Origin of the sequence: Nonomuraea sp. NPDC048916, assembly GCF_040649575.1 — a bacterium.
Classification (GTDB): domain Bacteria; phylum Actinomycetota; class Actinomycetes; order Streptosporangiales; family Streptosporangiaceae; genus Nonomuraea.
The window spans coordinates 1-503 of the sequence record NZ_JBEZFS010000196.1 but is presented as its reverse complement, the minus strand read 5'-3'; the positions used below and the strand labels follow the sequence as shown (position 1 = coordinate 503).

Genomic DNA, 503 nt, shown 5'->3' with positions numbered 1-503 from the left:
CCGGAAGCGGGTACACATCGGCGGGCCCGGGGTCCCCGGGAGTCTTGAGCGCGATACGGGGTCGGACGATTCCGTAGCCGATCCCGTCGGACCGCTTCTTGCCGCTGACGGGGCCGCCTGCGGTGTTCAGCATGACCCGCAGGACCTGGTTGTTGGTCCAGTCCGGATGCTTGGACCAGATCAGGGCCGCCGAGGCAGAGGCGAGAGCCGTTGCACCACTGGTGCCATTACCCTCGCACAGACCAGTTCCACCGCCGCAGGCGTGAACCATCTCCTCGCCTGGCGCGGCCAGGTCGACTTGGGGTCCGTAGTGTGAGAAATCGGATCTCGCGAAGTCGCGGCCCACTGCGCCGACGCCGACTACTCCAGGTGTAGCCGCAGGAAACATGAACTTGTTTCCTTTGTCAGCATCGTTCCCAACACCCGCGAACACAAGAGAGCCTTTACTCAAAGCGTACGCGGCAGACTCGTCAAGATTTCGCGACCCCCGTTCAACGGCCATC

At 63.6% G+C, this 503-nt stretch carries 1 protein-coding gene; it reads right to left on the bottom strand.

Annotated features, from left to right (window positions below; genetic code table 11):
- Positions 1–502 (bottom strand): S8 family serine peptidase (locus tag AB0C16_RS40415; RefSeq protein ID WP_357691477.1); only part of this gene is annotated, 502 nt, incomplete at its 3' end.
- Position 503 lies beyond the last annotated feature (1 nt).